Raw genomic sequence first — 3,529 nt, 5'->3', positions numbered from 1 at the left:
GGGGGGGCGGAGACACCGCCCGCGTGGTGCCCCCGGCGCGCACGGCCCCGGCGGAGGCGGGCGCCCGTTCGACCGGTGTCGTCGAACGGGACGATGATTTCCCCGCCGATTTCCTCGACCGTGTTCCGGTGACTCCGGGGAACCATCACGAAACGATTACGCGAAGTGGAGTGGTGTTCTCCGCTGTGTTCGCTACCGGCCGGTGGTCCGTCGAGCCGATGTTTTCCGAAGCGGCTCTGGCGTAGCGTGGGACCGCGAATACCCATTGGTGACGAGGAGGTCCCCGATGTCAGTACTCGCAGGCAGACGACTGTCCCCCCTGGCCCGCGTCGTCGCCGCCCTGGCCGCGGCCGTCATGTTCATGGTGGCGTTCTCGGCCGGAACGGCTTCCGCGCACGGTTCCACGATCGACCCGCCGTCCCGCAACTACGGGTGCTGGGAACGGTGGGGCCACGATTTCCAGAATCCGGAGATGGCCACCGAGGACCCGATGTGCTGGCAGGCGTGGCAGCACGACACCAACGCGATGTGGCAGTGGAACGGCGTCTACCGGGAAGGGGTCGGCGGAGACCACGAGGCGGCCATTCCCGACGGTCAGCTGTGCAGCGCGGGCCGCACCGGAGGAGACCGGTACGCCGCTCTCGACGTGCCCGGGGAGTGGCACGCGACCCCGGTCGCCAACGAGTTCACGGTGACCGTGCACGACCAGGCCCTGCACGGCGCGGACTACTACCGGGTCTACGTCACCAAGCAGGGGTTCGACCCCACCACCGACGAGCTCGGCTGGGGTGACCTGGAACTGGCCGGTCAGACCGGCGTGGTCCCGCCCGGTGAGGGCACGCCCAGCGACGACCCGGCCCTGGGCGGGGTGTCGGTGTCCATCGACGTGGAGGCCCCCGGCCGCACCGGGCGCCACATCGTCTACATGATCTGGCAGGCCAGCCACTTCGACCAGACGTTCTACGGGTGCAGTGACGTGGTCTTCGGCTGAGGACGCCCACCCCCCGGGGGGCGCGCCCCGGGGGCGGCGGTCGTCGAGCGGGGGCGACCGCACCCGGTGTCCCGGTCCGGGGCGTCCGCCGACCCGGACCGGCGGGGACTCGGCCCTTCGCGGGCCGCCCGCGTCAGTCCAGCCGTTCGCCCACGAGGACCCACGAGTCGGGGCGGACGTTGTGCAGCTGGGAAAGCCGGAACCCGGCCTGCCCGAGTTGGCTGGCGACCCAGGTCGGCGCGAGTCGCAACAGGACCCGGCTGCCGCCGTGCAGGCTCCAGCTGCTCTCGTCGTCCCGCCGGTGCACCAGGTCGTGGACGTGGACGGTGTCCTCGTCGATGTACTCCAGGAACCAGGTCGTGATCTCCCCCGAGCTGGTGGCGCCCTGGACGAACCGGTCGCGGCCCCGGAGTTCCTGGGTGAGGTCGGCGAACCCCACCACGAACATGCCGCCCGGTGCCAGCGAGGCGAAGACGTTCTCGAACAGCGCTCGCACCCCGTCCTTGCCGGGCACCCGGAGCAGGGCCTCCCCGCAGCACACGATGGTGTCGAACGGGCCTCCGTCGGGTGGTTCGAAGGGCTGGCGCACGAGGTCGGCGGTCGTGCGCACGACGGTGGGGCAGCTGTCGAGCAGGCGGAGGTCGTCCTCCGAGCACGGCGGGTGGTCACCGACGGCGAGGAGGACCGAGTCGAAACCCCGGGTCGCCAGGGCGAGGGCGTAGTGCCCCGGCCACCCTCCGAGGTCCAGCGCGGTCCCGCCGTGCTCGGGGACACGGCAGTGCTCCAGGAGCTGACGGGGCTGCCTGACCACGGACAGCAGATCGTCGGTGGGGGTCCCGCCGGGTGCCGGGAACTCGACCAGCAGCGTCTCGTGCAGGTCAGCGACATTGAACACGACGTATCCTCCGGCATCCCCAAAAAGGATCCAGTCATCCGACCGGACACTACGAGTGAGTGATCGGTGACCGAGAGTCGGGTAGCGGGTCCCAGCCTAGCGATCCGGGCCCGTCCGTGGGGAGGGAACCCGGCCAGGGCGGGCGGCCGACGGCGCAGGTTCGCCACCTCCCGGCCAGCTCCCCACACCGAACGCGCACGTCGTCGTGCCGTTCGCCTGCTCGGCCCAGCGGTGCCCGCCGGTCGGAGTCGCCCGGGCCGCAGCCGGTTTCCCCGTCACCACCGGGGAACGGTGGTGTCCCGTTCCGGGTCCCCGCCCAGCGCCGCGATCCCGAGCCAGTCCGCGCACACGTCGGATGTCGCCGGGTGCAGCGCCCCGTACCGGGCGTCGCGGTAGATCCGCTCCAGGGGGTTCCCCCGGGTGGTCGCCGCGGTTCCGGCGGCCTCCAGCACCGAGGACGCGACCGTCGCGGCCGTGTCGCCGGCCAACAGCTTGGCCCGCCACACCCAGCGGTTGGTGGTCGCCGACCCCGGATCACGGTCCACCCGGCTGGCCGCCTCCCGCACCGCCAACCGGGCGGCGGCCACGGCCGCGTCGGCCCGGCCCATCCGCCCCCGCACCGCCGGCAGGTGGTCGAGGCCGCGCTCGCTGAGCTGGGAACGGGCCTCCCGCAGCGCGGACTCGGCGACTCCGACGTAGACGGCGGCGTAGGAGGCGATCATCCAGTGCGGCATGGCCTGGACGAACGTCGGCGCGAGGCCCTCCACCCCGCCGAGCAGGGCGTCCCGGCCCACCGTGACGTCCAGCCGGAGGTCGTCACTGGCCGTCGCGCGCATGCCCAGGGTGTCCCAGGACCGGACGACCTCCACCCCGGAGCCGGCGGGGACCACGAAGTAGGAGACGGTGGGCGTGGAGTAGTCACGTTCCAGCGCCGACCGGGCCCCCACCAGGTAGAGGTCGGCGTGGCCGGCCGCCGACACGAAGGACTTCTCCCCGATGATGCGGTAGCCCTGCTCCACCTCGTGGTAGGTGGTGGACATCCTGGACAGCCGGGAGCCGACCCGGCGCTCGCTCAGGGCGACGGCGAAGAGCTTGCCGGTCAGGGCCGCCGCCAGGATCCGGTCGTGGGCCTCGGCCACCTCCGCCCGCCGGTCGGGGTCCTCCACGAGCGTGGCCGGCAGGCTCGCCAGGGCGCCCACCACCGAGGAGTGCATGTTGAACACCAGCGCGGTCGCCCCGGAGCCGCAGGCCAGCTCGATGGCGATCTCCACGTAGTCCCCGAAACTGGCGCCGGTGCCGCCCAGCCTGCGCGGGGCCATCAGACCGAACAGGCCCGCCGCCCGCAGCTGTTGGAAGTCGGTGACCGGGAAGGCCCCGGCCTCGTCGTGCTGGGCGGCGCGCGCCGCGAACAGGGGGGACAACGCGCGGGCCCGGGACAGGGCCTCGGCGCTGGTGGTGGGCGCGTCGTCCGGGGGGATCACCCCGCCCCAGTGGTCGGGCCGGTCCTCGCCGACCAGCCCGACGGGGAGGTCCGGCTGCGTCGACTCCTGGCGCCGGTCCTGGGGCCGGCGCCCGGAGGGAGCGCCGTGCTCGATCACGACGCCCCGAACCTTCCCGCGCCCGCCCGCCCCCGACGCGCACCC

The 3,529-nt window shown here is 73.1% G+C and carries 4 protein-coding genes; 2 read left to right on the top strand and 2 right to left on the bottom strand.

Annotated elements, in window-relative coordinates; all coding sequences use genetic code 11:
• The coding region (locus ACTIDRAF_RS34505) for a hypothetical protein (protein ID WP_211215329.1) at positions 1-245 on the top strand (245 nt) is incomplete at its 5' end.
• A 41-nt stretch (positions 246-286) separates the two neighbouring features.
• Entirely contained in the window at positions 287-991 is a 705-nt protein-coding gene (locus tag ACTIDRAF_RS0212210) for a lytic polysaccharide monooxygenase auxiliary activity family 9 protein (RefSeq protein WP_016699026.1), read from the top strand.
• Positions 992-1,124: 133 nt separating this feature from the next.
• Here the strand turns inward: ACTIDRAF_RS0212210 and ACTIDRAF_RS31955 are convergent, their stop codons facing one another.
• The gene (locus ACTIDRAF_RS31955; RefSeq protein WP_016699025.1) at positions 1,125-1,886 is read right to left on the bottom strand and encodes a class I SAM-dependent methyltransferase; all 762 of its coding nucleotides are present in this window, start codon (positions 1,884-1,886) and stop codon (positions 1,125-1,127) included.
• A 275-nt stretch (positions 1,887-2,161) separates the two neighbouring features.
• Positions 2,162-3,367 (bottom strand): acyl-CoA dehydrogenase family protein, encoded by a 1,206-nt coding sequence (locus ACTIDRAF_RS0212200; protein ID WP_245533515.1) that lies wholly within the window; start codon positions 3,365-3,367, stop codon positions 2,162-2,164.
• Between the last annotated feature and the right edge of the window lie 162 nt (positions 3,368-3,529).

Source organism: Actinoalloteichus spitiensis RMV-1378 (genome assembly GCF_000239155.1).
Classification (GTDB): Bacteria; Actinomycetota; Actinomycetes; order Mycobacteriales; family Pseudonocardiaceae; genus Actinoalloteichus_B; species Actinoalloteichus_B spitiensis.
This window is presented reverse-complemented; position numbering and strand designations above follow the sequence as displayed.